The sequence below is a fragment of the Paraburkholderia rhynchosiae genome (assembly GCF_002879865.1).
Taxonomy (GTDB): domain Bacteria; phylum Pseudomonadota; class Gammaproteobacteria; order Burkholderiales; family Burkholderiaceae; genus Paraburkholderia; species Paraburkholderia rhynchosiae.
On sequence record NZ_PNXY01000005.1, the window covers coordinates 145434 to 170042 of the forward strand.

The 24609-nt window shown below is 63.1% G+C and carries 25 protein-coding genes; 9 read left to right on the forward strand and 16 right to left on the reverse strand.

Going from position 1 to position 24609, the window contains the following annotated elements; translation table 11 throughout:
* Positions 1-27: 27 nt before the first annotated feature.
* Positions 28-450 (reverse strand): OsmC family protein, encoded by a 423-nt coding sequence (locus tag C0Z16_RS09010; RefSeq protein WP_102631820.1) that lies wholly within the window; start codon positions 448-450, stop codon positions 28-30.
* A 632-nt stretch (positions 451-1082) separates the two neighbouring features.
* Between C0Z16_RS09010 and rplM the strand changes: the two genes are divergently transcribed.
* From rplM to erpA, 3 genes are all read left to right on the forward strand, one after another.
* On the forward strand, positions 1083-1511 hold the full coding sequence (rplM, locus tag C0Z16_RS09015) for a 50S ribosomal protein L13 (RefSeq protein WP_007180422.1): 429 nt from the start codon (positions 1083-1085) through the stop codon (positions 1509-1511).
* 11 nt (positions 1512-1522) lie between these two features.
* Complete coding sequence (gene rpsI / locus C0Z16_RS09020; protein ID WP_011489810.1) at positions 1523-1915, forward strand: 30S ribosomal protein S9; 393 nt, start codon at positions 1523-1525, stop codon at positions 1913-1915.
* A 271-nt stretch (positions 1916-2186) separates the two neighbouring features.
* Entirely contained in the window at positions 2187-2552 is a 366-nt protein-coding gene (gene erpA, locus C0Z16_RS09025) for an iron-sulfur cluster insertion protein ErpA (RefSeq protein ID WP_029968241.1), read from the forward strand.
* Positions 2553-2657: 105 nt separating this feature from the next.
* Here erpA and C0Z16_RS09030 read toward each other — a convergent pair whose 3' ends face one another.
* Positions 2658-3788 (reverse strand): anhydro-N-acetylmuramic acid kinase, encoded by a 1131-nt coding sequence (locus C0Z16_RS09030; RefSeq protein WP_102631821.1) that lies wholly within the window; start codon positions 3786-3788, stop codon positions 2658-2660.
* A 227-nt stretch (positions 3789-4015) separates the two neighbouring features.
* Between C0Z16_RS09030 and tyrS the strand changes: the two genes are divergently transcribed.
* The 3 genes from tyrS (at position 4016) to C0Z16_RS09045 (ending at position 6532) form a co-directional block, all read left to right on the forward strand.
* Complete coding sequence (gene tyrS, locus C0Z16_RS09035) at positions 4016-5266, forward strand: tyrosine--tRNA ligase (protein WP_102631993.1); 1251 nt, start codon at positions 4016-4018, stop codon at positions 5264-5266.
* 70 nt (positions 5267-5336) lie between these two features.
* Positions 5337-5795: a D-aminoacyl-tRNA deacylase gene (gene dtd, locus C0Z16_RS09040; RefSeq protein ID WP_102631822.1), complete on the forward strand. Its 459-nt coding sequence runs from the start codon at positions 5337-5339 to the stop codon at positions 5793-5795.
* Positions 5796-5860: 65 nt separating this feature from the next.
* Positions 5861-6532: a histidine phosphatase family protein gene (locus C0Z16_RS09045; RefSeq protein ID WP_102631823.1), complete on the forward strand. Its 672-nt coding sequence runs from the start codon at positions 5861-5863 to the stop codon at positions 6530-6532.
* 206 nt (positions 6533-6738) lie between these two features.
* On the opposite strand, the gene ruvB is transcribed toward C0Z16_RS09045, so the two are convergent.
* From ruvB to ruvC, 3 genes are all read right to left on the reverse strand, one after another.
* Positions 6739-7815, reverse strand: coding sequence for a Holliday junction branch migration DNA helicase RuvB (ruvB, locus tag C0Z16_RS09050; protein WP_102631824.1), 1077 nt, complete (start codon positions 7813-7815; stop codon positions 6739-6741).
* Positions 7816-7967: 152 nt separating this feature from the next.
* On the reverse strand, positions 7968-8549 hold the full coding sequence (gene ruvA / locus C0Z16_RS09055) for a Holliday junction branch migration protein RuvA (protein ID WP_102631825.1): 582 nt from the start codon (positions 8547-8549) through the stop codon (positions 7968-7970).
* A gap of 116 nt (positions 8550-8665) precedes the next feature.
* Complete coding sequence (gene ruvC / locus C0Z16_RS09060; RefSeq protein ID WP_042321028.1) at positions 8666-9208, reverse strand: crossover junction endodeoxyribonuclease RuvC; 543 nt, start codon at positions 9206-9208, stop codon at positions 8666-8668.
* A 128-nt stretch (positions 9209-9336) separates the two neighbouring features.
* On the opposite strand from ruvC, the gene C0Z16_RS09065 reads away from it, so the two are divergent.
* Positions 9337-9576, forward strand: coding sequence for a hypothetical protein (locus C0Z16_RS09065; protein WP_102631826.1), 240 nt, complete (start codon positions 9337-9339; stop codon positions 9574-9576).
* Positions 9577-9697: 121 nt separating this feature from the next.
* Here the strand turns inward: C0Z16_RS09065 and purH are convergent, their stop codons facing one another.
* The 5 genes from purH to C0Z16_RS09090 form a co-directional block, all read right to left on the reverse strand.
* Positions 9698-11263, reverse strand: coding sequence for a bifunctional phosphoribosylaminoimidazolecarboxamide formyltransferase/IMP cyclohydrolase (gene purH, locus C0Z16_RS09070; protein WP_102631827.1), 1566 nt, complete (start codon positions 11261-11263; stop codon positions 9698-9700).
* 65 nt (positions 11264-11328) lie between these two features.
* Positions 11329-11562 (reverse strand): Fis family transcriptional regulator, encoded by a 234-nt coding sequence (locus tag C0Z16_RS09075; protein ID WP_006049915.1) that lies wholly within the window; start codon positions 11560-11562, stop codon positions 11329-11331.
* A complete protein-coding gene (dusB, locus tag C0Z16_RS09080) occupies positions 11559-12635 on the reverse strand; it encodes a tRNA dihydrouridine synthase DusB (protein ID WP_102631828.1) in 1077 nt (358 codons plus the stop codon). The genes C0Z16_RS09075 and dusB overlap by 4 nt, the downstream gene beginning before the upstream one ends.
* Positions 12636-12882: 247 nt before the next feature.
* Entirely contained in the window at positions 12883-14256 is a 1374-nt protein-coding gene (locus tag C0Z16_RS09085) for a UbiH/UbiF/VisC/COQ6 family ubiquinone biosynthesis hydroxylase (RefSeq protein WP_102631829.1), read from the reverse strand.
* A 6-nt stretch (positions 14257-14262) separates the two neighbouring features.
* Positions 14263-15669, reverse strand: coding sequence for an aminopeptidase P N-terminal domain-containing protein (locus C0Z16_RS09090; protein ID WP_102631994.1), 1407 nt, complete (start codon positions 15667-15669; stop codon positions 14263-14265).
* Between the two features lie 224 nt (positions 15670-15893).
* Here C0Z16_RS09090 and C0Z16_RS09095 point away from each other — a divergent pair, with 224 nt between their 5' ends.
* Both C0Z16_RS09095 and loiP read left to right on the forward strand, forming a co-directional pair.
* Positions 15894-16508: a glutathione S-transferase C-terminal domain-containing protein gene (locus C0Z16_RS09095; RefSeq protein WP_175130625.1), complete on the forward strand. Its 615-nt coding sequence runs from the start codon at positions 15894-15896 to the stop codon at positions 16506-16508.
* 262 nt (positions 16509-16770) lie between these two features.
* The gene (loiP, locus tag C0Z16_RS09100) at positions 16771-17529 is read left to right on the forward strand and encodes a metalloprotease LoiP (RefSeq protein WP_102631831.1); all 759 of its coding nucleotides are present in this window, start codon (positions 16771-16773) and stop codon (positions 17527-17529) included.
* A gap of 95 nt (positions 17530-17624) precedes the next feature.
* Here the strand turns inward: loiP and lnt are convergent, their stop codons facing one another.
* From lnt to miaB, 6 genes are all read right to left on the reverse strand, one after another.
* On the reverse strand, positions 17625-19352 hold the full coding sequence (gene lnt / locus C0Z16_RS09105) for an apolipoprotein N-acyltransferase (RefSeq protein WP_102631832.1): 1728 nt from the start codon (positions 19350-19352) through the stop codon (positions 17625-17627).
* Positions 19353-19446: 94 nt separating this feature from the next.
* Complete coding sequence (locus tag C0Z16_RS09110; RefSeq protein ID WP_102631833.1) at positions 19447-20340, reverse strand: HlyC/CorC family transporter; 894 nt, start codon at positions 20338-20340, stop codon at positions 19447-19449.
* 227 nt (positions 20341-20567) lie between these two features.
* On the reverse strand, positions 20568-21293 hold the full coding sequence (locus C0Z16_RS09115) for a gamma-glutamylcyclotransferase (protein WP_102631834.1): 726 nt from the start codon (positions 21291-21293) through the stop codon (positions 20568-20570).
* An 18-nt stretch (positions 21294-21311) separates the two neighbouring features.
* Positions 21312-21773, reverse strand: coding sequence for an rRNA maturation RNase YbeY (gene ybeY / locus C0Z16_RS09120; protein ID WP_102631835.1), 462 nt, complete (start codon positions 21771-21773; stop codon positions 21312-21314).
* Positions 21774-21912: 139 nt separating this feature from the next.
* Positions 21913-22992 carry a PhoH family protein gene (locus C0Z16_RS09125; RefSeq protein WP_102631836.1) on the reverse strand — a complete coding sequence of 360 codons (1080 nt, stop codon included), beginning with the start codon at positions 22990-22992 and terminating at the stop codon, positions 21913-21915.
* 75 nt (positions 22993-23067) lie between these two features.
* A complete protein-coding gene (gene miaB / locus C0Z16_RS09130) occupies positions 23068-24453 on the reverse strand; it encodes a tRNA (N6-isopentenyl adenosine(37)-C2)-methylthiotransferase MiaB (RefSeq protein ID WP_102631837.1) in 1386 nt (461 codons plus the stop codon).
* Between the last annotated feature and the right edge of the window lie 156 nt (positions 24454-24609).

Below are 24609 nucleotides of genomic sequence, written 5' to 3' on the forward strand. Positions count from 1 at the left end.
GCCTCAGTCTTCGCCGCAAAACCCCGCCTAGTTCGCGACGATGTCGAACGAGTGCGTCAGTTCAGCCGTTTTCGCGATCATGATCGAGGCCGAACAGTATTTGTCGTGCGACAGATTGATCGCGCGCTCCACAGTCGCCGGATTCAGATTCTTGCCGGTCACGGTGAAGTGAAAGTGAATCTTGGTGAACACTTTCGGATCTTCGCTGGCGCGTTCGGCCTTGAGCGTCACGGAGCAGTCGGCAATTTCCTGGCGGCTCTTTTTCAGGATCATCACGACGTCGTAGGCAGTGCAGCCGCCCGTGCCGAGCAAAACCATCTCCATCGGACGCGGCGCGAGATTGCGGCCGCCGCCTTCGGGCGCGCCGTCCATCGTTACGAGGTGGCCGCTGCCCGTCTCCGCGGCAAACGCCATCCCGTCTTGCCCCATCCAGCTCACTTTGCATTCCATGCTGTACTCCCACCGCGCTTCGCTGTATCGAGACGGCATTGTAGCCCGGCGTTTCAGTGTCCGCCCGAGGCGACTTTCGCCTGAAATTATGCGCAATAGCGGCTCGCCTGTTGCAGCGCGGCATCTCGCGGCAGGCCGATGTGCGCTCTGCGATTTAGGGGTTTTACTCTAGCGGTTGTACTACCGCGAGCGACCAAAAGCGCGCGAGCCGGTGTTTTAGAAGCGCCGGATATGTAAAACAGGGGCGATCGTCGAAACCCACATTGTGAAATCGAATTTCGCAATGCAAATGTTCTTGCGTTGCACAAGGATGCTTCATATAATTGCCCCATCGGTTGCGGCAGTTCGCAACCTCCGCTGTCTCCTCCACCTCCTCCTTTGGTGGATTAAACCCGAGCCACTTGTTCGGGTTTTTTTTCGCCCGAACGTACGCCTGATTCGCGGGCTGTCTCCTGCGCCTTTCACGTCGAATCCCGCACGTTTTGACTTGACGTCGCAAATTCCTTTATAATTCAGGGCTTTTCCGCATTCGCGCCCGCGGAGGAAGAACAGGGAGAGCCTGCACGCGCCTCGATGCGCACACTACAAGCAGGAAAAAACACATTGGGCGCAGCAATTTTTTTGGATCGATCATGAAGACGTTTTCCGCAAAAGCCCATGAGGTGACGCGCGAATGGTACGTGATTGACGCGACGGATAAGGTTCTCGGGCGTGTCGCCAGCGAAGTGGCACACCGTCTTCGCGGCAAGCACAAGCCTGAATTCACTCCCCACGTCGACACCGGTGATTTCATCATCGTTATCAACGCCGGCAAGCTGAGAGTCACGGGCAACAAGGCTACTGACAAGAAGTACTATCGCCACTCGGGCTACCCGGGCGGTATCTATGAAACGACGTTCGGCAAGATGCAGGAACGCTTCCCGGGCCGTGCGCTCGAGAAAGCGGTCAAGGGCATGCTGCCGAAGGGCCCGCTCGGCTACGCGATGATCAAGAAGCTGAAGGTCTACGCTGAAGCAACGCATCCGCATTCGGCGCAACAGCCGAAAGCGCTCGAGATCTAAGGGGAGCCCACATGATCGGTAACTGGAATTACGGCACGGGCCGCCGCAAGAGCGCCGTCGCACGTGTGTTCATCAAGGCAGGCAAGGGCGATATCGTTGTCAACGGCAAGCCCATCGCCGATTACTTCTCGCGCGAAACGTCGCTGATGATCGTGCGTCAGCCGCTGGAACTCACGAACCACGGCGTCACGTTCGACATCAAGGTCAACGTGACGGGTGGCGGTGAAACGGGTCAAGCCGGTGCGGTTCGCCACGGCATCACCCGCGCGCTGATGGACTATGACGCAACGCTGAAGCCGGAACTGTCGAAGGCCGGCTTCGTCACGCGTGACGCTCGTGAAGTCGAACGTAAGAAGGTCGGCTTCCACAAGGCACGTCGCAGGAAGCAATTCTCGAAGCGTTAATCGCTTCGGGTGCGAACCGGCTTCTTGGCTGGAACGCAGCAAAAGCCGCCAACGCTGTCGCGAAGGCGGCTTTTTTTATGGTTTGCGGCGCGGCATGGCGTTGCGGTAACGGATTCGTCGCCGCCGCGCCGCTTTAGGCAAGTCCAGGCAGATTGCGCCGCGAGTCGCGCCGTCATTGAGATTCCGCTAAGAACCCATTGATTTTGTGGGCTTCAGCACGATATTGAGATCAGCCCTACAATAGCGGTTAGAAGCTTTCTGGAGAGTTCGAATGAACGCAGTCACCGATACACCCGTGACCGAGATGCCCGCCCCCTTCGTTTTCACCGACGCAGCGGCTGACAAGGTCAAGCAACTGATCGAAGAAGAAGGCAATGCGGACCTGAAACTGCGCGTTTTCGTGCAGGGCGGCGGCTGCTCGGGCTTCCAATACGGCTTTACGTTCGACGAAGCCGTCAACGAAGACGACACCGTCATGAACAAGAGCGGCGTGCAGTTGCTGATCGACTCTATGAGCTACCAGTATCTGGTCGGCGCAGAGATCGACTACAAGGACGACATCAACGGCGCGCAGTTTGTGATCAAGAATCCGAACGCGAGCACGACTTGTGGCTGCGGTTCGTCGTTTTCGGTTTAATAGCCGAAGACGAGGCTGTGCAAAGGAACGGGGCTGCGGCCCCGTTTTTATTGCCTGGGCGCGCCGATGAAGCACGGCCCAGGCTCGCCACAATGACAGCTTGCGTCAACGCGGGTAAATCGCCCCCAGCACACGCTCTGCGCTGGCGCCGGTAACGGCCGGCAGACTGCCCGGCAGACGTGCGACGCAGCGCATCGCGAGCCACGCGAACGCGAGCGGCTCAACCTGGCTGGGTGGTACGCCGAGCGCGTCTGTCGTCATCACGGGTACGCCGCTGACGCCGCTGTCTTCCAGCGCTTGCTGCAACGCCTTCAAAATCTCCGGATTGCGCGCGCCGCCGCCGCACACATACACCGCTCGCGCGTCCGACGCATGCCGCTCGATCTCGCGTGCGACCGTCACGGCGGTCAGCGCAACGAGAGTCGCCTGCACGTCGACCGGCGCGAGTCCGGCGAACGGCCGCAGCTTACCGTCGAGCCATTCGGCGTTGAACAGGTCGCGGCCCGTGCTTTTGGGCGGCTGTTGCGCGAAAAACGGCTCGTCGAGCAACGCGTTCAGCAGCGACCGATCCACCTGGCCACCTGCCGCGAAATGCCCGTTTTCATCGAACGGTTTGCCGAGATGGCGCTGCGCCCACTCGTCGAGGAGCGCGTTCGCCGGCCCGCAATCGAAACCGCGCACACTGCCGGTCGCATTCAGGATCGTGATGTTGCTGATGCCGCCGAGATTGCACACCACACGCGTTTCATCTTTCGCGCCGAACACCGTCGCGTGAAACGCCGGCACGAGCGGCGCGCCCTGGCCGCCGGCCGCGACATCGCGGCTGCGGAAGTCGGCGACCACGTCGATATGCATCATCTCGGCGAGCAGCGCCGGGTTGTTGATCTGCCGCGTATAACCTTTCTCCGGCCGATGCCGCACCGTCTGCCCATGCACGCCGATCGCGCGCACTTCCGCGGCAGACACGTGGCAGCTGCGCAGCAACTCGTGGCAGCACACGGTGTAGCGCGTGGCGAGCGCGTTCGCGGCCAGCGCTTCACGCTCGATCTCGTTTTCGCCCGGCTGTTGCAGCGCGAACAGCGCGTCGCGCAAGCCCGCGGCGAAACCGACAAACGCCTCGGCCAGCACCACGGGCGGTTTTCCCTCGGCGAACCGGACGGCCACGCCGTCCACACCGTCCATGCTCGTGCCGGACATCAATCCAAAGTAGACGCCGTCTGCGAGGTCTTGCGCCACGTTGCTGCTCCTAATGATGGTTCGTTGCTGGTTCATTGCCGCTTGTTTGCGAAGGTTGTAGCAGATTATCGGTGCAAGCGCGCTCGAATATGAAGCGCGGCACGGACGGCGGCACGGCCCGTCGCGTAGAAATCTTGCGCGGGCGGCGCGCTCCCGGCCCTGTCGGTGGGTGCGGCGGCGCGCATCTATGGGACAATCTACTTTTTTCGCGACTTCACGTTTCCAGCATGAGCACCGAGTCCACCAAGCCTAACCCCGCCTCCGCCTTCCCGATCACCGACGAAGTCCGTCACGCTCTGGCCGTCACCAAGCGCGGCGTCGACGAATTGCTGATCGAAGAAGAGTTCGCGCAAAAACTCGCGAAGAGCGCGGCGACCGGCACGCCGTTGCGTATCAAGCTCGGGCTCGATCCGACTGCACCCGACATCCACATCGGCCACACAGTCGTGCTGAACAAGATGCGCCAGTTGCAGGACCTAGGTCACACGGTGATTTTTCTGATCGGCGATTTCACGTCGCTGATCGGCGATCCGTCGGGCCGCAATGCCACGCGCCCGCCGCTCACGCGCGAGCAGATCGAATCGAACGCAAAGACGTATTTCGAGCAGGCCGCGCTCGTGCTCGACCGCGACAAGACCGAGATCCGCTACAACAGCGAATGGTCGATGCCGCTCGGCGCCGACGGCATGATCAAGCTCGCGTCGCGCTACACGGTGGCACGGATTCTCGAGCGCGAGGATTTCACCAAGCGTTTCCAGAGCGGCGTGCCGATCTCGATCCACGAATTCCTGTACCCGCTGATGCAGGGTTACGACTCGGTGGCGCTGAATGCCGACCTCGAACTCGGCGGCACGGACCAGAAGTTCAATCTGCTGGTGGGCCGCGAACTGCAGAAGCAGTACGGTCAGGAGCAACAGTGCATCTTGACGATGCCGCTGCTCGAAGGTCTCGACGGCGTCGAGAAAATGTCGAAGTCGAAGAACAACTACATCGGCATCAGCGAAAAGCCGACAGACATGTTCGGCAAGCTGATGAGCATTTCCGACGTGCTGATGTGGCGGTACTTCGAACTGCTGTCGTTCCGCCCCATGGACGAAATCGCAGCCTTCAAAAAAGAGATTGAAGCCGGCCGCAATCCGCGCGATTTCAAGGTCATGCTTGGCCAGGAAATCGTCGCGCGCTTCCATTCGCAGGCCGACGCCGAGCGCGCGCTCGAAGATTTCAATCATCGAGCGAAGGGCGGCGTGCCCGACGACATCCCGGCGCTCACGCTTGCCGGCGCACCGCTCGCGATCGGCCAATTGCTCAAGCAGGCCAACCTCGTGCCGTCGACGAGTGAAGCGTTGCGCAATATCGAGCAGGGCGGCGTGAAGATCGACGGCGCGACGGTGTCCGACAAGGGCCTGAAGGTCGAGTCCGGCGAGTACGTGGTGCAGGTCGGCAAGCGCCGTTTTGCGCGCGTCACTCTGACTGCCTGACTGCCTGACTGTCTGATCGCGGGATTGATGTGCGCCTGACGAATCGAACCTCGCAGCCCGAGCGAAGCCTATGATTGCGTTGATTCAACGCGTGCGGCGCGCCGAGGTGCGCGTGGCCGACCGCATGACAGGCGCTATCGACACCGGGCTACTTGCGCTAGTGTGCGCCGAACGCGGCGACACCGAAGCCGCGGCCGACCGGCTGCTCGCCAAGGTGCTCGGCTACCGTGTGTTCAGCGACGCGGCGGGCAAGATGAACCTCTCCGTGCAGAATCTGGACGGCGCGGGGCGCGCGGGCGGTTTGCTGCTGGTTTCGCAGTTCACGTTGGCCGCGGACACCAACAGCGGCTTACGTCCGAGCTTCACCCCAGCAGCGCCGCCCGATGAAGGCAAGCGCCTATTCGAATACTTTGTTTCGGCGGCGCGTGCGAAACATCCCATCGTCGAGACCGGCGAATTCGGCGCCGACATGCAGGTGTCACTCGTCAACGACGGGCCGGTCACGTTCTGGCTGCAGACCAACGCCTGAGTTTCGCGCAGTTCTTGCGACAATAGCGGCTCCGCACAACCGGCGAACAGCGCCACCTCGATCCCATGACCAAGCAGATTCTGTTTATCCGGCACGGCGAGACCGACTGGAATCGCATCAAGCGCATTCAAGGGCACATCGACATTCCGCTCGCCACGGCGGGCCTCGCCCAGGCGCAAAGCCTCGCACGCCGCATCGTCGATGACCTGAAGCATGGCGCGCGGCTCGACGCGATTTATTCGAGCGACCTGGAGCGTGCGCGGCAAACCGCGCAACCCATTGCCGACGCGCTCGGCTTGCCGGTGCATCTGCGCGAAGGTTTGCGTGAGCGTTCCTATGGCGCGTTCCAGGGCCACGACAGCGATGAAATCGCCGCGCGTTTCCCGGACGAATACGCACACTGGCAAACCCGCGACCCCGGCTTCTCGCCGCCAGAAGGTGAGTCGCAGCGTGTTTTCTATCATCGCGTGCTGCACGCTATAGAGCCGCTCGTGGCCGCGCATCCGGGCGGGCGGATCGCCTGTGTCGCGCATGGCGGCGTGCTCGATTGCGTGCGCCGCTTTGCGTGCGGTTTGCCGCTCGATGCCCCGCGCGACTACGCGCTGCTGAATACGAGCGTGAACGTAGTGGACTTCGACAACGGCCGTGCAACGGTTGTGTCGTGGGGCGACGTATCGCATCTCGACGCGCCCAGCGCCGACGATAGCTTCAAGAAAGTTCCGGAACCGGGGCGTTAGTCACTCAAGCCGCGTCACTCGAAGTCAGGGCACGCCCGTGACGCGGTGCCGCTGAGCGAAATCCGGCTCACGCGTCCCAGCAACCCCCGACGCGCGCCTTTAGACGCGCCGTTCACCCGGCGCCCATCTGATTACTGTTGCGACGACACGCAACCCGGGGCCGCGCCACCCGCCCGGCGAATCTATACTTGCGCTTCGAGTGCCGCTCAGGTCGCAGCCGAGTCCCATAAACCAGGCAGCGTGCTCGATGCGTCGGGGGCCGCGAGCCCGAAGTGCCGGTAAGTCAGCAGCGTGGCGACGCGCCCGCGCGGCGTGCGCTGCAGGAAGCCTTGCTGGATCAGATACGGTTCGAGCACGTCTTCGATCGTGTCGCGTTCTTCGCCGATGGCCGCGGCCAGATTGTCGACGCCGACCGGTCCACCGTCGAACTTGTGCAAGATTGCTTCGAGCAGCTTGCGGTCCATCAGGTCGAAGCCAACCGCATCGACGTCGAGCATTTTCAGCGCCGCGTCGGCGACTTGCGCCGTGATATTGCCGTCGGCTTTGACCTCGGCAAAATCGCGCACGCGCCGCAGCAGCCGGTTGGCGATACGCGGCGTGCCGCGCGCGCGCTTGGCAATTTCAAACGCGCCATCAGGATGAATCTGCGCATGGAGCAGCGAAGCCGAGCGCGTAACGATGCGCGCGAGTTCCTCCGCGTTATAAAACTCTAACCGTGAAACGATGCCGAAGCGATCGCGCAGCGGATTGGTCAGCATGCCCGCGCGGGTCGTCGCACCGACCAGCGTGAACGGCTGCAAGTCCAGCTTGACGCTGCGCGCGGCCGGCCCTTCGCCGATCATGATGTCGATCTGATAATCCTCCAACGCGGGGTACAGAATTTCTTCGACGACTGGCGAGAGTCGGTGAATTTCGTCGATGAACAATACGTCGTTGGCTTCGAGATTGGTGAGCAACGCGGCGAGGTCGCCGGCGCGCTCCAGCACTGGTCCCGACGTTTGCCGCAGATTCACACCCATCTCCCGCGCGATGATGTGCGCGAGCGTGGTTTTACCCAAGCCCGGTGGCCCGAACAGCAATACGTGGTCGAGCGATTCCGAGCGGCGCTTGGCGGCCTCGATAAAGATTTCGAGCTGGCCGCGCACCTTTTCCTGCCCGACATATTCTTCGAGCTGGCGCGGGCGCAACGCGCGCTCGAACGCTTCTTCGTTCGGCGAGACGGGCGTGGCCGCGATGATGCGCTCGGCGGCGAGTTTGTCGGCGAATTTGTCGGTTTCGATCATGTGGGCATTGTACCGCGCGAGGGCAGCCGGGAAAGTCGGCCGAACGGCTAGGGCGCTCGGCCTTCATAGGCGATTCCTCGTGTGCCGGGCGTCGCTCGCGGAGCACGGCGCGGTGCCACCGAGGCGGCGCCGACGTTCCGCCGGGATTCCACTCAAGCCTTGGACAGCGCCTTCAACGCGAGTTTGATGCCCTCGGAAACGCCGCTGCCGGCCGGCACGTTCTTGATCGCGGCCAACGCTTCTTTTTCCGAGTAACCCAATGCGAGCAGCGCGTTAAGAATGTCGGACGCGTGAGCGGATGCCGACGCCGCGCCGGCCATCGCGCCGAGGTCCGCGCCGAGCTTGCCCTTCAGTTCGAGCAGCAGCCGCTCCGCCGTCTTCTTGCCTATTCCCGGCACGCGCGTGAGGCGCGCCGCGTCCTGCAGCGTGACCGTCTGCGAAAGCTCGTGCACGCTCATGCCGGACAGCACGGCCAATGCCATGCGGGCGCCGATGCCGGAGATCTTCAGCAACTCGCGAAAGGTCGAGCGTTCGTCGGCGGTGCCGAAGCCGTACAGCAGATGCGCATCTTCCCGCACGATCATCTGCGTGAGCAGCACCACGCGTTCACCAGTCGACGGCAGGTTATAGAAGGTGCTCATCGGCACATCGACTTCATAACCGACGCCGTTGCAGTCGATAAGAAGGTGCGGCGGATTTTTTTCCAGCAGGACGCCGGCAATGCGACCGATCATGGCGAATTCAATCTTGAGAGAAAGGGCGAGTGTAGCGCAGGGCGTGCGTGCCGCTTACGGCCTGGCTTGGCATCAAGCTAAAAAAGCCGCTGTATGGCGGACGACACGGCGAGAGCTTATCCGACCAGACGTCCGCGCCTCACACGCAGTCCTTTCTTTGCAAGCGCTGGCGCAATGCCGCCCAGCGTGCTCAATGTCGTGCCGCCGTGCGCATGACAGATCGCCATGCCGAGCGCGTCGGCGGCGTCGGTGCCTGGCACGCCGGAAAGGTTGAGCAGGCGCACGACCATCTGCTGCATCTGCTCCTTGGTGGCGCGGCCGTAGCCGACGACGGCCTGCTTCAACTGCAAGGCCGTGTATTCGGCGACCGGCACGCCGCCCGCCACCAGGCCGCAGATGGCCGCGCCGCGCGCCTGGCCGAGCAGCAACGTGGATTGCGGGTTGACGTTGACGAACACCTTTTCGATCGCGGATTGATCCGGCGAGTGCTGGCGAATCAGCGTCGAGATGCCTTCGAAAATGGTGCCGAGCCGTGACGGCAGATCGGCGTCCGCGGTCTTGATGACGCCGCTCGCGACGTAGCTGAGTGTGTGTCCGCTTTGGTCGATCACGCCGAAGCCGGTCACGCGCAAGCCGGGGTCGATGCCGAGAATTCTCATGAAGTGCCGCACATGCGGTTAAAACCAGGTGCCTGCGATACTACAACACACACGCCGCATGGCGGTCTGCGTGCGGCGACGCAGGCGGAATAAAAACTGCTGCATCTGACGGAGGGAGGTGACCGCACATGCAGCGCTATGGAAACAGAAGCGGGAAATCCGGCGTCGTGGCTTACGAAATCAGCGATAACTTCGTCGCCGCTCGGTTCAACTCGGGCACGACTTACTGGTATTCGAAGAAGAGCGTCGGCGTGAAACATGTCGCTGCGCTCAAGCGACTCGCGAAGCAAGGCGAGGGCCTTGGCACCTACATCAGCCAGCACCCGGAAGTGAGAGACGGCTACGAGCGCAAGGATCCCCCGGACTGACCACTGACGCGCGGCGTCGCGGGCATCCAAAGACAAAACGGCCCGGCGGAAAATTCCACCGGGCCGTTCGATCGTCTCTTACTCCGGACGGTGCAACAACACGCCGCTCGTCAAGCCGGAATCAATGCCGGAAGTGACGCACGCCGGTCAACACCATCGCGATGTTGTGTTCGTCCGCGGCACTGACCACTTCGTCGTCGCGCATTGAGCCGCCCGGTTGAATCACGCAGGTCGCGCCCGCTGCCACGACCACGTCGAGGCCGTCGCGGAACGGGAAGAATGCGTCCGAAGCGACCGCCGAACCGGTCAGCGTCAAACCGGCGTTCTGCGCCTTGATGCTGGCGATGCGCGCCGAGTCCACACGGCTCATCTGACCCGCGCCGACGCCGAGCGTCATGCCGTTGCCGCAGAACACGATTGCGTTCGACTTCACGTACTTCGCCACGCGCCATGCGAACAGCAGGTCGTCCATTTCCTTCGGCGTCGGATGACGCTTCGTGACCACACGCAACTCACGCGGCTGCACGTTCTTTGAATCGAGCGATTGCACCAGCAGCCCACCGCCCACGCGTTTCAGATCGAACGCGTTATGGCCTTCGCCCAAGGCGATTTCGAGCAGACGCACGTTCTGCTTGGCCGCGAAAACCTGGCGTGCTTCCGCGCTCAACGACGGCGCGATCAGCACTTCGACGAACTGCTTGGCCACCGCTTGCGCTGCCGCTTCATCCACTTCGCGATTGAACGCGATGATGCCGCCGAACGCCGACGTCGGATCGGTCTGGAACGCCTTCGAATACGCTTCGTTTGCGTCGACGCCCACCGCCACGCCGCACGGATTCGCGTGCTTGACGATCACGCAGGCCGGTACATCGAAGGTCTTCACGCATTCCCACGCCGCGTCGGAATCCGCAATGTTGTTGTACGAGAGTTCCTTGCCCTGCAACTGGTTGTAGTTCGCGAGCGCGCCGGCCGGCACCGACAGGTTGCGATAGAACGCCGCGCTCTGATGCGGGTTCTCGCCGTAGCGCAAGTCCTGCACCTTGTTGAAGGCCAGATTGAGCGTTGCCGGATAAGCGTTGCGCGACGAGTGTTGCAGTTCGTCGGTGAGGCTCGTCAGATAATTCGTGATCGCGCCGTCGTACTGCGCAGTGTGTGCAAACACCTTCGTCGCGAGACGGAAATTCGTCTTGTACGACACTGCGTTGCTGTTCGCGCGCATTTCATCGAGCACGACCGCGTAGTCAACCGGATCGACCACCACCGTCACGTCGCGATGGTTCTTCGCAGCGGAGCGCAGCATGGTTGGACCGCCGATGTCGATGTTCTCGATCGCGTCTTCCAGCGAGCACTCTTCTTTCGACACGGTCTGCACGAACGGGTACAGGTTCACGACCAGCAGGTCGATGGTCGGAATATCGTGCTTCTCGAGCGCCGCCATGTGTTCCGGCAGGTCGCGGCGCGCGAGAATGCCGCCGTGCACCTTCGGATGCAGCGTTTTCACGCGCCCGTCCAGCATTTCCGGGAAGCCCGTGTAATCGGCGACTTCAGTGACGGAGAGGCCGGCGTCCGCGAGCAGTTTCGCGGTGCCGCCGGTCGACAGGATCTTGACGCCGAGGTCCGACAGCGACTTGGCGAAGTCGACGATGCCGGACTTGTCGGAAACGGAGATGAGCGCTTGCTTGATCATGATGAAGACGAAAAGCCGAAGGGAAACGTGGCAGGGCGCGAGAAACTACAACAAGGTACAACCGGCTACAACAAACCATGCTGTTGCAGTTTCTTGCGCAGCGTATTGCGGTTGATGCCGAGATACTCGGCGGCCAGCGACTGATTGCCGCCGGCCTGCTCGAGCACCACTTCGAGCAGGGGTTTTTCCACGCACGAAATCACCATGTCATAGACGTCGTGCGGATTGGAGCCGTCGAGGTCCTGGAAATAGATGCCCAGGCTGTCGCGGACAGATTGTTCGATATTGTTCTTGCTCATGCTGCTAGTCGGTCGGTGTGGTCCTCGCCCTTGTTGTCGGGCCCGGGGTTGCCAACTGTTTCGTCGACGTAGACGAGGCGGTCGGAGATCGCCTTCTGTGCGTCGAAGAACTCATTGACGGCGAGGAGTTGTTCGCGCGTGGTATCCAGCGTATTCATGCGATGCCGGAACACGTTGGCGCCGGAAAGGCCGCGAGTGTACCAGCCGATGTGCTTGCGCGCAGTGCGAACGCCCGTAAATTCCCCGTAGAACGCGTAGTGATCTTCCAGGTGCTCGTTCATGACCTGCTGGATTTCGTCGATGCGCGGCGGCGGCAGCAACTCGCCCGTTTGCAGGAAATGCTCGATCTCGCGGAATAGCCACGGGCGCCCCTGCGCCGCGCGGCCAATCATGATGGCGTCCGCGCCCGTGACGGCGAGCACGTGGCGCGCTTTTTCCGGCGACGTTATGTCGCCGTTGGCGACCACCGGAATGCGCACGGCGACCTTGACCGCCGCGATGGTCTCGTATTCGGCGTCGCCGTGATACAGGTCGGCACGCGTGCGGCCGTGCACGGTCAGCATCGAAATACCGGCGGCTTCGGCGAGACGCGCGACGTTCAGCGCATTTTTATTCTCACGATCCCAGCCGGTGCGGATCTTCAGCGTGACGGGCACCGCGTCGGGACCGACGCCAACGGCGCCCACCACCGCCTCGACAATGCGCTGCACGAGCGGCTCGTTCTGCAGCAGGGCCGACCCCGCCGCCACGTTGCACACCTTCTTGGCCGGGCAGCCCATGTTGATGTCGATGATCTGCGCGCCGTTCGCCACGTTGTAGCGGGCCGCTTCGGCCATCATGGCCGGATCGGCGCCGGCGATCTGCACGGCGATCGGCTCGACTTCGCCCGCGTGATTCGCGCGGCGCATGGTCTTCTCGCTCTTCCACAACTGCGCGTTAGACGCGACCATTTCCGACACCGCATAGCCCGCGCCCAGCCGTTTGCACAACTGCCGGAACGGCCGGTCGGTCACGCCGGCCATGGGCGCGACGAACAGGTTATTACGCAGATTGTGCGAGCCGAGAATGGGCATGACGTGGACGCGCGCGCGACCGATTGCACATGCTGTCAATCGGAGCGTTCGCGAAATGCGAGGGAAAACCGCTATTTTAGCGTTAACGGATAAGCGGCACCCGACATGCGGGCGTCGTAAGTCATTAAATCTTCTATGAAAGTGGTTCGCGTCATAGAAACCTGCACCGCTTGCGCAACGCTTTTCTGAGCGACGGAAAGCGCTGCGCCACGCCCGCCACGCCATCCCGCGCAAGCGGGCGGCGCGTTCAGCGGCGCTGCCCGAACATCATTTGACGCGCAAGCGCGGTTTTCACCGGCGGCACGAATTCGAGCGCGGTCAGCGCGAGGCCGCGCATGATCGGGAGCGGCGCGAAGTCGACGGTGAAAAGACGCGCGAGCGTGTCGGTGGCACCGATCGTCAGGCGCCGGTCGAGCGCGCGGCGCTGCGCGAACGCGGCGAGCGCAAGCGGCGTGGGGCCTTCTGCCGACAATGCGTCGGCCAGCGCGTGCGCGTCGCGCAAGCCGAGATTGAGACCTTGGCCCGCGACCGGATGCAGCGTTTGCGCTGCATTGCCGATCGCGACGACGCGGCCCTTCACGAGCGTATCGACGGCGTTCAGCCCTAACGGAAACGACGCGCGACCCCTGATCTGCGTGAAGCGTCCCATGCGGCCGCCGAATGCGGTGCCAAGTTCGCCGAGGAATTCGTCATCGGCGAGTTGCGCGCGGCGCGCGGCCTCGTCGGGCGAGCAGCACCAGACGAGCGCGTAATCGGCGCCGCGCACGCCGCCCGTCGGCAGCAAGGCGATCGGACCTTGCGATGTGAAGCGCTCCCACGCCACATGCGGTTGGGGCGCCGACACGCTCACCGTGCCAACCAGCGCTGTCTGGCCGTAGTCGCGCGTGCCACGTTCGTCTGAGCGTTTGCTGCGTGGCAAGCCGGCGTCGTTCGGCGCGGATGCCCGCGTGTAGGTTCCGGCGTCGCGCTCCGCGTCTTTTTCTGCGTCGCTGTCAGCGCTCTCATCGACCGCCGCGGTTGCGCTGGTTGCCGCACCCATGCGTCCATTACCGTGCCCACCTTTCTGATCGCCGAACAGCCCGCCTTCCGCGTTCACCAGAATGCGCGTGCGGAGCCGGCGCGTCACGCCCGCCGTTTCAATCGCCAGCGTGACCCCGTCATCTTCCTGAACAGGCGCGGCGGCGGACGTCGAGCGGAACCAGTGCACCGGCGTCGCGTGCACCGCTTCCGCCAGGCCGTGGACGATCGAGCCGTAGCGCAACACGTAGCCGAGCGCGGGCAGGCCGTGCTCGCTGTGCTCGATCACAGTGCGGCCGAAGTGTCCGCGTTGCGATACGTGGATGCGCTGGATCGCGGTGGCGTCGGCTGGCCAGCGCAACGGTTCGAGGATCATGCGGCTGCCATGCGACACGGCGATGGCGCGCGGATCGGCAATCGAATCTTCCGGCTCGCGCGCATCGACGAGGCCGATTTTCAGCGCGCGCGTCATGCTGCGGCGCGCCAGCCAACCGGCGAGCGCAAGCCCGACCGGGCCGGCGCCGACAATCGTCACGTCAAAATCGAATGTGTGACCGGACGCGGCGGGCTTCAGAATCACCGTCGACTGGGATACGTCGTTCATTGTGGGTTACTTCCTTGTTTCATGTGCCGCGCGGGCTTCCTGCATTAGCGCCTCGATCTCGCCGGCGGCCACCGGCACGTCGCGCGTCATCAGTTCGCAGCCGGTCGGCGTGACGATCGCGTCGTCCTCGATGCGCATACCGATGTTCCAGTAACGCTCGGGCACGCCTTCGGCCGGCCGGATGTACAGGCCCGGCTCGATGGTCAACGTCATCGAAGCCTGCAACGTGCGCCACGGCAGCGCGCCCGCTTCGTCGCGCGGCGCCCCGCGCTCGCGGTAGTCGCCGACATCGTGCACGTCCATGCCGAGCCAGTGGCCAGTGCGGTGCATATAGAACGGCGCGTAGGCGCGCTCGGCGATCACGTCCTCGACGGAAGCCAACTTCTTGCGGTCGACGATGCCCGTATCCAGCAAGCCTTGCGACAGCACGCGAACAGCGGCCTGGTGCGGATCGTCGAAAGTCGCGCCGACGCGCGTGGCATCGACGGCCGCCTGCTGCGCGGCCAGCACGATGTCATACAGTTCGCGCTGTGCTGGCGTGAAGCGGCCGCTCGCGGGGAACGTGCGCGTGATATCGGATGCGTAGCCGTCCAGCTCGCAGGCCGCGTCGATCAGGATCAGGTCGCCATCTTGCGCAATCGCGTTGCCAGCCGGGTAGTGCAGCACGCACGCATTAGCGCCGGCCGCGACGATCGACGTATAAGCGGGCGCCTGCGCACCGAATTTGCGGAACGTGTAGAGCAGCTCCGCTTCGAGTTCATACTCGCGCACGCCGGGGCGGCACGCGGCCATCGCCCGGCGGTGCGCCTGCGCGGAGATTTGCCCGGCGCGGCGCATGATCGCGAGTTCGTGGTCGTCCTTGATGAGCCGCATGTCGTCGAGGAGCGGCACCAGATCGCGCGCGGCCGCGGGCGCCGCGACGCCACTGCGCCCTTGCGCGCGCACGGCGTCGAGCCAGCCGCGCACTTGTCCGTCGAGCGTTTCCGACACGCCGAGCGCGTAGTGCAGCGACGGCTTGTCGGCGAGGAGCCGCGGCAGGTGTGCGTCGATCTCGCCGAACGGAAATGCGGCGTCGAATCCGAACGCCACGCGCGCGCCGTCGGGCCCGAAACGAAAGCCTTCCCATGTCTCGCGCTCGACGTTTTTCTCGCGGCAGAACAGGATCGACGCCGGCTCGCCGGATGCGGCGCTCGCATCGAGCACGAGCAGCGCTTCGGGTTCCGTAAAGCCGGTCAAATAGTAGAAGTAGCTGTCGTGCCGGTACGGATAATCGGCGTCCCGGTTGCGCAGCGCTTCGGGCGCGGTCGGCACGATGGCGACGCCGCCGCCCGCCGCGCGCAGCGCGGCGAGTACGCGCTCGCGGCGCGTGCGGTAGACGTCGATGGCGATGGTGGGTTCGGTCGGCTGGTTCATCATGCGATTGTAGCGCCCAATGCACGGACTCATTTTGCGCGGATGCCGGCGCCGAACGACCGGTGCGTTGGCCGTTCGGCCGGCTAGACGGCGGGCTGGAGTCGCGGCAATGTTGCAATCCATCCACAGCGAGTGTGCACGCGGCTCCCGAAGAGCGCGCGGGGCACTCGCGCGCGCCGCCAAGCACTTATACTTTCGCCGGATTCAGAAAAAGGCAGATGGCAATGATGAAACTCATCGGTTCGCTCGCCAGCCCGTTCGTGCGCAAAGCGCGCATCGTGTTGGCCGACAAGAAGATCGACTACGAGCTGGTGCCCGAGAACGTCTGGGCGTCGGATACTCGCATTCACACCTTCAATCCGCTTGGCAAGGTGCCGTGCCTCGTGATGGAAGACGGCGAAGCGGTGTTCGACTCGCGCGTGATCTGCGAGTACGTGGACACGCTGTCGCCGGTTGGCAAGCTGATTCCGCAATCCGGGCGCGAGCGCATCGAGGTGCGTTGCTGGGAAGCGCTCGCCGACGGCCTGCTGGACGCAGCCGTGCTGATCCGCCTGGAAAGCACGCAGCGCACGCCGGAGCAGCGCGTCGACGCATGGGTGGCGCGGCAGCAGCGCAAGATCGACGAAGCGCTCGTCGCCATGTCGCAAGGATTGGGCAGCAAGCCGTGGTGCGCGGGCAATCACTACACGCTCGCGGATATCGCGGTGGGTTGCGCATTGGGTTATCTCGACTTCCGCATGCCGGAACTGAATTGGCGCGAGCCGCATCCGAACCTCGACAAGCATTTTCAGAAACTTTCGCTGCGTCAGTCGTTTATTGATACCGTGCCAGCTAACTGATTGAAGCGCTGGATATAAACATGCTCGCAATTGTGGCAAATTTGCAAAATTGCGTTAATCAGTCTTTCAGTGTCATGAATTAAGGCTTTCATTTGTGGTAAAAAGCGCCTTCCGCCAGGCGCTTTTTTTTCGTCTGCCGCTTGGGGCAATGGTTATGCAATCAACATATTCGGCCGTCTTTGCGCCGATACGCGGCCATTGCAAATGGGCGGTGCATCGAGCGCGCCGTCGAAACGAATAACACCACCAAGAGACTTTCACCATGAAACCGTATCGCCTCGTTATTGCCGCTTCCTTCTGCTCGCTGTTTGCCGCGTGCTCCAATGTCAGCAACATGGATCCCTCCGCGCTGATCCAGTCCGGACAGTTGGCCACCCAGGCCGCGACGCTCACCGACGCCGACGTGCGGGCGTTGACCGATAAGTCGTGTGTGCAACTCGACAGCGAAAACAAGATCGCGCCGGCCAACAGCAAGTACCAGCAACGTCTGAACAAGATTGCCGCGCAGTTGGGCGACAACATCAACGGCACGCCGGTGAATTACAAGGTGTACATGACGAAGGACGTCAATGCATGGGCAATGGCGAACGGCTGCGTGCGCGTTTACAGCGGTTTGATGGACATGATGAACGACAGCGAGGTGCGCGGCGTGGTCGGCCATGAAATGGGCCATGTGGCGCTCGGTCATACGAAGAAGGCGATGCAGGTTGCGTATGCGACGTCGGCGGCGCGTTCGGTGGCGTCTTCAGCGGGCGGTATTGCCGGCTCGCTGTCCGGCTCGCAATTGGGCGAATTCTCCGAAAAGCTGATTAACGCCCAATTCTCGCAAACGCAGGAAAGCGCAGCGGACGATTATTCGTTCGATTTGCAGAAAAAGAAGAAACTCGATCCCTCGGGTCTGGTGACCGCATTCAACAAACTCGCGCAAATGGATGGCGGAAAATCGAGTATGTTGAGTTCGCATCCGGCGTCGCCGGCACGTGCGCAGCATATTCAGCAGCGCATTGCGTCGAATCAGTAACGCTTGCGTGGTTCGATAGACGCGCGCTCGCGGTCATGCCGCGGCGCGCGTTTTTTAATGCGGGTCATTGGGTTTATTGGGGCTTATCGGGGGGCTTATTGATTGCTGCTTTGATCGCCATTCTTGCGCCGTGCAATACCCGGCCCAAATGCAAAACCAAAAGCCAGCAGCAGTAACGAAACGGCCAGCACGGTGTTATTGCCGCTCGTCACATACGGCGTGCTGCCAGCAGTGCCTTGCACCGTGATGTCGAGCGAACCGATCGTGTAGGGCATGAGGCGTCCCAGCACCTTGCCGTTTGCGTCGATCGCGGCGGTCATGCCGGTGTTGGTCGCGCGCAGCATCGGCCGGCCGGTTTCGAGCGAGCGCATGCGCGCTATCTGCAAGTGCTGGTCGAGTGCGATGGTGTTGCCGAACCAGGCGAGATTAGTCGAGTTGATCAATACGCCCGCTGGCGTATCGCTCTCGCGGATGGTCCGCGCGATCTCTTCGCCGAAAATGTCCTCGTAGCAGATGTCGACCGCGACCGGCTGATTGTGGACGACGAACGGTTTCTGCACCGGGCCGCCGCGCGCGAAATCACCGAGCGGAATGTTCATCAGATTGACGAACCAGCGAAAGCCCCACGGCACGAATTCCCCGAACGGCACGAGGTGATGCTTGTCGTAACGGTAGATGCCGCGTGTGCCCGGCGTGACGCCGAACAGGCTGTTCGTATAGTCGACCACACGGCCCTCGGGCGTGACGGAGCCGCCGATCGCGCCGAACAGAATCGCGCTGCCCGTCGAGTCAGCAAAGCTGCGCACCGCCGACGCGAACGGCGCCGGCAACTGCTGCGCCAGCACGGGAATGGCGGTCTCCGGCGTGACGATCAGATCGGCGGGCTTCGCGGTAATCATCTGCTGATACTGGTCGATGGCGGCGCGCATGCCCGCTTCCTCGAACTTCATCTCCTGTTTCACATCGCCTTGCAGCAGACGCACGGTTAGCGGCGCGTTGGCCGGCACAGTCCATTTGGCGAGCGGCAACAGCAGGCCGGCGGCGATCAGCGCCAGCGCGATGCCGCCCGGCACCGCAACCCGTGCCACGCTTCCACGAACGCTTGCGCCTCTGGAGGAGGTGACTTCGCGAGGTTCGGGCGGACGGCGCCGGAGCGGCAGCAACGCCAGAAGCGCCTGCACGATCAACGCGGCCACGAGCGCGAGCATCCAGCCGACGCCGTACACGCCCGCCAGCGGCGCGAACCCTGCCAACGGACCGTCGACTTGTGCATAGCCGCTCGCGAGCCACGGAAAGCCGGTGAACACCGTGCCGCGCAACCATTCGCTCACAGCCCACGCGCTCGCGAAACCCAGCGCGCCATGCCAGGTCGGCGAGAACGGCGTATCGATGCTTGAAGCGCCGCTACGCGCGTGGCCGGCGCAGAACGACCAGATGCCCGCAGCCAAAGCCGGGTACAGCGCGAGGTAAAGAGAAAACAGCACGAGCGCCGTGCCCGCGAGCGGCGCGGGCATGCCGCCATAAAAATGCATGCTGACGTACAGCCACCACACACCGGTCACGAAGTTGCCGAAGCCGAACGCGCCGCCCGTCAGCGCGGCACTCTTCCAGCCGGTGCTGCGCGTCAGCCAGCCGAAAAAGAACACGAAGATCGCGAGTTCGAGCCAGCCGCCGTGCGGCGTCGGAGCGAACGACAGCGTATTGGCCGCGCCGGCCGCGAGCGCGACAAGGTAGTGCCAGCGAGGAAGCGTACGGACGCGAGTGAGCTGTGCAGCGGAAGCGTTCACACCGTGACGCGAAGAGGAAGTGATCGGGTCGGCCATTGTTGCGCGGTCGGCGTGAGGAGTGACAAGTGGAGTGACGAGTTTCGAAAGCGAGACAAGACGAGGAGGCGCGGGCCGCGAGGCAAGCGGCCGCTCAGGTCTGCACGTGCTGCGCTTCGCGTTCGCGCTGACCGGCAAGCGGATCGCGCCGCACCAGCAGCATGTGAACCTGGCGGGCGTCGCCGCGCAGAATTTCGAAGATCAGGTCGTCGATACGAACCTTCTCGCCGCGATGCGGCACGCGCCCGAAATGATGCGTGACGAGCCCGCCGATCGTGTCCACTTCTTCGTCTGAATAGCGGGTGCCGAACGCTTCGTTGAACTGCTCGATCTCGGTCAGCGCACGCACCCGGAAGCGCCCGTCCGGCGAGGCGATGATGTTGCCGCTTTCTTCGTCGAAATCGTATTCGTCTTCGATGTCGCCGACGATCTGCTCCAGCACGTCCTCGATCGTGATCAGGCCGGCCACGCCGCCGTATTCGTCGACCACCACCGCGAGGTGATTGCGATTCACGCGAAAGTCGTGCAGCAGCACGTTAAGCCGCTTTGATTCGGGGATGAAGACGGCGGGGCGCAGCATGCCGCGCACGTCGAACTCTTCTTCGGCGTAGTAGCGCAGCAGGTCTTTCGCGAGCAGCACGCCGATGATGTTGTCGCGATTGCCTTCGTAGACCGGATAGCGCGAGTGCGCTTTTTCCAGCACGTACGGAATAAATTCGGCGGGACTCTCCGCGATGTTGATCGCGTCCATTTGAGCACGCGGCACCATGATGTCACGCGCGCTCAGTTCGGAGACCTGGAACACGCCTTCGATCATCGACAGCGAGTCGGCGTCGATCAGGTTGCGCTCGTGCGCGTCCTGCAGAATTTCAAGGAGTTCGGCGCGCGAGTCGGGCTCGGGCGAGATGAAATCGGTCAGACGCTCGAGTAGCGAGCGTTTTTCCTGCGGTTTGTCGGTGTGGCGTCGACTGGGATACGTGTCGTTCATGGTAGTGCGCCCGGCAAAACTGGGCGCGCTGTTGCAGAGCATTAAGGATACACCACGCACATGGCAGGACCGTGTCCCGCCGGGCCGGGCGATGAATGAAACCGGGCTGACACCGGTCCGCCGCAACGCGCGGACCATGGGTCAATCCTAACTGATTACGTGGCGAAAAGCGTTTCGGAGAAAAAAACGGCGAGGCAACGCACGCGCGGCCGACGCCATTTAGTGGCTTATTCGCCCGCCTGTTTGCCCGCTTGCGGCTGCGTCCGCAGTTCAGCGCCCGCCGAATCGATCTCGCGATCCGGGGCGCAGCAGCGCGCAAGCAGCGCTTCCAGCGCGCGGTCGGGCATGCCGCTTTCGCGCAGCGCGTGAACCGTGCGGCTCACGTAGTCGAGCGTCGTGCCGTAGCGGCCACGCGCGCAGCCGAACACGGTTTTGACGACCTCGTCGCCGAGCTTGCCGGTGTAGCTGGGCACGTCGCGCCGCATCACGAACGCAAGTGCATCCACGCGTCGTCCATCGGCCAGCACGCACGGCAGCCAAGCCGGCCGGTATGAACCCATCGCCATTTCGCGGCGCCACAGCGCTTCCAGATGCGGCATGGCGCCTTGCGCCGCCAGACGAAACGCAATGCCCGTGCAGGAGCCGCCGCGATCGAGCGCGAGCACGAGCCCCGGCTGTTCCGGCGTGCCCCGGTTCACGCGCGACCAGAGATACAGCCCGCGGTGATAACCGTGCACTTTCGAGCGTGTCGCTTCGACGGTGGGCAGGCCGGGATTCCAGATCAGCGAGCCATAGCCGAACAGCCACAAGTCGCGCTGACGGTCCCAGTCGCGCAGCGAGCATTCGAGCGATGCCCGCAATTCCTCGTCCGTGAGCAGCCTCGACTCGCCCAGCGCAGGCGGATAATCCGGGCAGGGCGTTGGGGTGTCGGCATCAGGAGAAAAGGCGCTCACGGTCGGTCCTGACGACGGTTATCGGTAAGGGTCGGGAAAACCGAGCTTGCTGAGAATCTCGGTTTCGATCGCTTCCATTTCCTCGGCTTCTTCCTCGACTTCGTGGTCGTAGCCCTGGGCGTGGAGCGTGCCGTGCACCAGCAGATGCGCGTAGTGCGCGATGAGCGGCTTGCCCTGCTCGGCCGCTTCTTTCTCGACGACCGGGCAGCACAGGATCAGATCGCCCGTCACAGGATCGTCTTCCGATTCCGCGTACGCGAAGGTCAGCACATTGGTCGAATAGTCCTTGCCGCGGTAAGTGCGGTTCAGCGTGCGGCCTTCTTCGGCGTCGACGAAACGTACGGTCAGCTCGCCGTCCGCGAAAAGGGCGGCCTTGACCCAGCCGGCCACCGTGGCGCGCGGCAACAGCGCCTTATGTTCCGGCCATGCCTTGCCGGCCGGGAATTGCAGGTTCAGCGTCAGTTTCGGAGTGCGGCTCATGCTTGTTCGAAGTGATGCGCGAGGTATTGCGCGGCTTGTTGCGCAGTCCGTCGCGCGACATGCGGCGCGTGTTTTTGCGCCAACTGTCGTAGGGTGAGCTGCGGCAGTTTCAGTGCGACTCGGCGCGCATCCGGCCGCATCAACGCGAATCCGCCGGACTGGCGGTCTTCTGCGAATGCGCGTCGTACGCCTCGACGATTCGCGCGACCAGCGGATGCCGCACCACGTCCGCGCTGGTAAAGCGCGTGAGCGCAATGCCGCGCACGTCGGACAGAACCTGCTGCGCTTCAATAAGCCCGCTCTTGTGGCCGCGCGGCAAATCGATCTGCGTCGTGTCGCCGGTCACCACGGCTTTCGAGCCGAAGCCGATCCGCGTGAGGAACATTTTCATCTGCTCGGGCGTGGTGTTCTGCGCCTCGTCCAGAATGATGAACGCGTGATTGAGCGTGCGGCCGCGCATATACGCGAGCGGCGCGATTTCGATCATCTGTCGCTCGAACATCTTCGCGGTTTTGTCGAAGCCGAGCAGGTCGTAGAGCGCGTCGTAGAGCGGACGCAGATACGGATCGACCTTCTGCGCGAGATCGCCCGGCAGGAAGCCGAGACGCTCGCCCGCTTCGACGGCCGGCCGCGTCAGCACGATGCGTTTGACCTGGTCGCGCTCCAGCGCGTCCACCGCGCAGGCGACCGCGAGATAGGTCTTGCCCGTGCCGGCCGGACCCACGCCGAACGTGACGTCGTGCGAGATGATCTGCTTTAAATAATCGCGCTGCGCGGGCGTGCGGCCGCGCAGATCGGCGCGCCGCGTGTATAGCTTCGGGCCGAGTTCCTCGAGATCGTCTTCGCCGCTGTCAGCGGGTTGATCGAAGGGATGGTCGGGATTGCCCGGGAAGCCCGGCTCGCCCGCTTCGTCGCCATTGCCGTTGCCGTTGCCGTTCGTGCGATGCCGCGCCGGGTGGCGCACCTCGACGAGCGCGAGCTGGATGTCGTCGACCGACAGGGGATCGCGCGCGTTGTTATAGAAGTTTTCGAGCGCGGTCAGCGCGAGTTTTGAGCCGCGCCCGCGAATCGTGATGCGGTGTCCGCGGCGTTGCAGCGTCACATCGAGCGCCTGCTCAATCTGACGCAGGTTTTCGTCGAGCGGTCCGCAGAGGTTGGCGAGCCGCGCGTTGTCGTCGCGCGGAGCGGTGAATTCCAGATGCGGCTGAGTGGTTTTCAAGGCGGTGAGTCGATCCTGTCGGTTTCAGTACGCGGGCGGCGTCGGGCCGCGCCGCGTCTTTGAGTCAGTCGTCAATCAATGCGTGACGGCGGGCGCGCCGTTTTCTGCGTTGCCGTGCACCAGCACGAGTTCGCCACGCAGCGAATGTGGGTACGCTTTGACGATTTTCACGTCGACCATCTGGCCGGTCAGCCGGGCATGCGACGCCACCGGCGCAGGGAAATTCACCACGCGGTTGTTTTCAGTGCGACCCGCGAGTTCGTTCGGGTCTTTACGCGCAGGGCGCTCGACCAGAATGCGCTCGATCTTGCCGACCATCGAATCGCTGATGCGCTGCACGTTTTCTTCGATGGTGGCCTGGAGGTGCTGCAAACGCTTCAATTTCACTTCACGCGGGGTGTCGTCGTGCAGATTCGCTGCCGGCGTGCCCGGACGCGGGCTGTAGATGAACGAAAAGCTCGTGTCGTACTTCATCTCGTGCACGAGCGCCATCATCTTGTCGAAGTCTTCTTCTGTCTCGCCGGGGAACCCGACGATCATATCCGTCGAAAGCGAGAGATCCGGTCGGATCGCGCGCAGCTTGCGGATCACGGACTTGTATTCGAGCACGGTGTAGCCGCGCTTCATTGCCATCAGAATGCGGTCGGAGCCGTGCTGGACGGGCAGATGCAAATGGCTGACCAGCTTCGGCACCTTCGCGTAGGTGTCGATCAGGCGCTGCGTGAATTCCTTCGGATGCGACGTGGTGTAGCGAATCCGTTCAATGCCTGGAATATCTGCGACGTATTCGATCAGCGTGGCAAAATCGGCGATTTCCGACGAACCTTGTGTGAGCGCGCCGCGGTAGGCGTTCACGTTCTGGCCGAGCAGCGTGACTTCGCGCACGCCCTGGTCTGCAAGACCGGCGATTTCGGTCAGCACGTCGTCGAGTGGACGCGACACTTCTTCGCCGCGCGTGTACGGCACGACGCAATAGCTGCAGTACTTGCTGCAGCCTTCCATGATCGACACGAACGCGCTCGGGCCTTCCACGCGAGCCGGCGGCAGGTGGTCGAACTTTTCGATTTCCGGGAACGAGATATCGACCTGCGCGCGGCCGCTTTCGCGGCGCTTGTCGATCATTTGCGGCAGACGGTGCAGTGTTTGCGGACCGAACACCAGGTCGACATACGGCGCGCGCGCGACGATCGCCGCACCTTCCTGGCTCGCCACGCAGCCGCCGACGCCGATGATCAGATTCGGATTCGCTTCTTTCAACTCGCGCACGCGGCCGAGATCGGAGAACACTTTCTCCTGGGCTTTCTCGCGTACCGAGCAGGTGTTGAACAGAATGACGTCCGCGTCTTCGGGCGTGTCTGTCTTGACGAGGCCTTCAGCCGCGCCGAGTACGTCGACCATTTTGTCGGAGTCGTACTCGTTCATCTGGCAGCCAAAGGTCTTTACATAAACTTTCTTGGTCATCGAATTTCGCCGGTCGCAGTGGTTAACCTGGGGGCGTCGTATAAAGGGTCAAGGGAGATGCAAGAACGTGCGATAAGCGTGCGATAAGCCCGCGGGACGGCGCTTTCGGCGGATCGAGCGGCCCGGGTGGTCGCTTGCCGCGCACGCTTGCAACGT

Bases quoted from the DNA above. Each gene is read 5' to 3' on its own strand.
- C0Z16_RS09010 (WP_102631820.1), bottom strand. From the start codon at position 450: ATGGAATGCAAAGTGAGCTGGATGGGGCAAGACGGGATGGCGTTTGCC.
- rplM (WP_007180422.1), top strand. From the start codon at position 1,083: ATGAAGACGTTTTCCGCAAAAGCCCATGAGGTGACGCGCGAATGGTAC.
- rpsI (WP_011489810.1), top strand. From the start codon at position 1,523: ATGATCGGTAACTGGAATTACGGCACGGGCCGCCGCAAGAGCGCCGTC.
- erpA (WP_029968241.1), top strand. From the start codon at position 2,187: ATGAACGCAGTCACCGATACACCCGTGACCGAGATGCCCGCCCCCTTC.
- tyrS (WP_102631993.1), top strand. From the start codon at position 4,016: ATGAGCACCGAGTCCACCAAGCCTAACCCCGCCTCCGCCTTCCCGATC.
- dtd (WP_102631822.1), top strand. From the start codon at position 5,337: ATGATTGCGTTGATTCAACGCGTGCGGCGCGCCGAGGTGCGCGTGGCC.
- C0Z16_RS09045 (WP_102631823.1), top strand. From the start codon at position 5,861: ATGACCAAGCAGATTCTGTTTATCCGGCACGGCGAGACCGACTGGAAT.
- ruvB (WP_102631824.1), bottom strand. From the start codon at position 7,815: ATGATCGAAACCGACAAATTCGCCGACAAACTCGCCGCCGAGCGCATC.
- ruvA (WP_102631825.1), bottom strand. From the start codon at position 8,549: ATGATCGGTCGCATTGCCGGCGTCCTGCTGGAAAAAAATCCGCCGCAC.
- ruvC (WP_042321028.1), bottom strand. From the start codon at position 9,208: ATGAGAATTCTCGGCATCGACCCCGGCTTGCGCGTGACCGGCTTCGGC.
- C0Z16_RS09065 (WP_102631826.1), top strand. From the start codon at position 9,337: ATGCAGCGCTATGGAAACAGAAGCGGGAAATCCGGCGTCGTGGCTTAC.
- purH (WP_102631827.1), bottom strand. From the start codon at position 11,263: ATGATCAAGCAAGCGCTCATCTCCGTTTCCGACAAGTCCGGCATCGTC.
- C0Z16_RS09075 (WP_006049915.1), bottom strand. From the start codon at position 11,562: ATGAGCAAGAACAATATCGAACAATCTGTCCGCGACAGCCTGGGCATC.
- dusB (WP_102631828.1), bottom strand. From the start codon at position 12,635: ATGCCCATTCTCGGCTCGCACAATCTGCGTAATAACCTGTTCGTCGCG.
- C0Z16_RS09085 (WP_102631829.1), bottom strand. From the start codon at position 14,256: ATGAACGACGTATCCCAGTCGACGGTGATTCTGAAGCCCGCCGCGTCC.
- C0Z16_RS09090 (WP_102631994.1), bottom strand. From the start codon at position 15,669: ATGAACCAGCCGACCGAACCCACCATCGCCATCGACGTCTACCGCACG.
- C0Z16_RS09095 (WP_175130625.1), top strand. From the start codon at position 15,894: ATGATGAAACTCATCGGTTCGCTCGCCAGCCCGTTCGTGCGCAAAGCG.
- loiP (WP_102631831.1), top strand. From the start codon at position 16,771: ATGAAACCGTATCGCCTCGTTATTGCCGCTTCCTTCTGCTCGCTGTTT.
- lnt (WP_102631832.1), bottom strand. From the start codon at position 19,352: ATGGCCGACCCGATCACTTCCTCTTCGCGTCACGGTGTGAACGCTTCC.
- C0Z16_RS09110 (WP_102631833.1), bottom strand. From the start codon at position 20,340: ATGAACGACACGTATCCCAGTCGACGCCACACCGACAAACCGCAGGAA.
- ybeY (WP_102631835.1), bottom strand. From the start codon at position 21,773: ATGAGCCGCACTCCGAAACTGACGCTGAACCTGCAATTCCCGGCCGGC.
- miaB (WP_102631837.1), bottom strand. From the start codon at position 24,453: ATGACCAAGAAAGTTTATGTAAAGACCTTTGGCTGCCAGATGAACGAG.